General features: G+C 47.0%; 1 protein-coding gene. It reads left to right on the top strand.

The window, feature by feature from the left end; all coding sequences use genetic code 11:
* Nucleotides 1-119 precede the first annotated feature (119 nt).
* Nucleotides 120-1340 carry an IS256 family transposase gene (locus KQI79_RS27270; protein ID WP_216541466.1) on the top strand — a complete coding sequence of 407 codons (1221 nt, stop codon included), beginning with the start codon at nucleotides 120-122 and terminating at the stop codon, nucleotides 1338-1340.
* Nucleotides 1341-1386: the final 46 nt, after the last annotated feature.

Raw genomic sequence — 1386 nt, 5'->3', positions numbered from 1 at the left:
AGAGTTGAGTCCGTATAATTGTGTAAAATGCTAAGGCTTCAAAAATAAAGGGAGCCATAGTCAAAATCCTCGTTTAGAATGAGATTGTTGAGAAAACATTCTTTGGAGGGGATTTTGTTATGGCTCAATACCAGATTAACCTAGATTCCAAACTTTTGCATCAGTTGTTTTTAGGGAATTCTCAAGATTCGGGGGTATCAGCATTGTTAGAATCCGTACTAAATCAGGTGCTGAAGGCTCAAGCGTCTGAACAACTGGCAGCTGAGAAGTATGAGAGAACGGAAGAACGGCTCGGTTATCGGAATGGGACGTATCCGCATACCTTAACAACCCGTGTAGGCAGCATAACGCTTCAGGTACCCCGTTTTAGGGACGGCAAGTTTTCAACCGAACTCTTTTCTCGCTACCAACGAAGTGAACAAGCTTTAGTTCTCGCGCTGATGGAGATGGTTATTAACGGTGTGTCGACTCGTAAGGTGACGCTCGTTACGGAAGAACTGTGTGGCACGGAGTTCTCGAAATCGACTGTAAGCGACCTCTGTAAGAAACTCGACCCTATCGTCACCGCTTGGAATAATCGTCCCTTAACAGATGACTATCCGTTTGTTATCGTAGATGCACTATATATCAAGGTGCGCGAGGACGGGCGTGTACGTTCGCGAGGCGTAATGATTGCCAACGGCATTAATCTAGAAGGAAAACGAGAGATGCTTGGCATGATGATCGGCGATACGGAGTCGGAGGCCAGCTGGGGTGAATTCTTTTCTCACCTCAAACAGCGTGGACTGCGAGGCGTCGAAGTCATTACCAGTGACCATCACGGCGGGCTCGTACGAGCGGTTCGACAGCACATGCAAGGAGTGACATGGCAACGATGCCAAACTCACTTTATGCGAAACATTCTTGATGCTGCACCAAAAGTCCTGAAAAACGAAATGAAGGCCCATATTCGCTCCATTTTAGATGCTGCCGATGTACAAACTGCACGAACTCTGCTAGAGCAAACGGTCCATACCTTTCAAGAGAAAGCTCCGAAAGCAATGGACATTCTAGAAGCTGGATTTGACGATGCTACAGCTGTTCTCATGCTCCCTGCGGCGTATCGGAAGCGCACGCGCACCACGAATGCAGTAGAACGTTTAAACAGTGAGATCCGCCGCAGAGAACGTGTGATTCGTATCTTTCCTAACCGTGAGTCCGCTCTCCGACTTCTTGGAGCATTGTTAATGGAGCAGGACGAGAAATGGTCTACAAGCAGGAAATATTTCGATATGGCAGAGTTCCTCGAATGGCGCAAGACCAGGAAAAAAGGTGATTCAAAAGTAGTTCGGATTGGCTAGCACAATCTCAACGAGGATCATTTTACACACAATAATGGACTTGACC

Source organism: Paenibacillus sp. MSJ-34 (genome assembly GCF_018918005.1).
Lineage (GTDB): Bacteria > Bacillota > Bacilli > Paenibacillales > Paenibacillaceae > MSJ-34.
The sequence above is the reverse complement of the archived record's forward strand: the minus strand, read 5'-3'. Positions and strand labels throughout refer to the sequence as shown.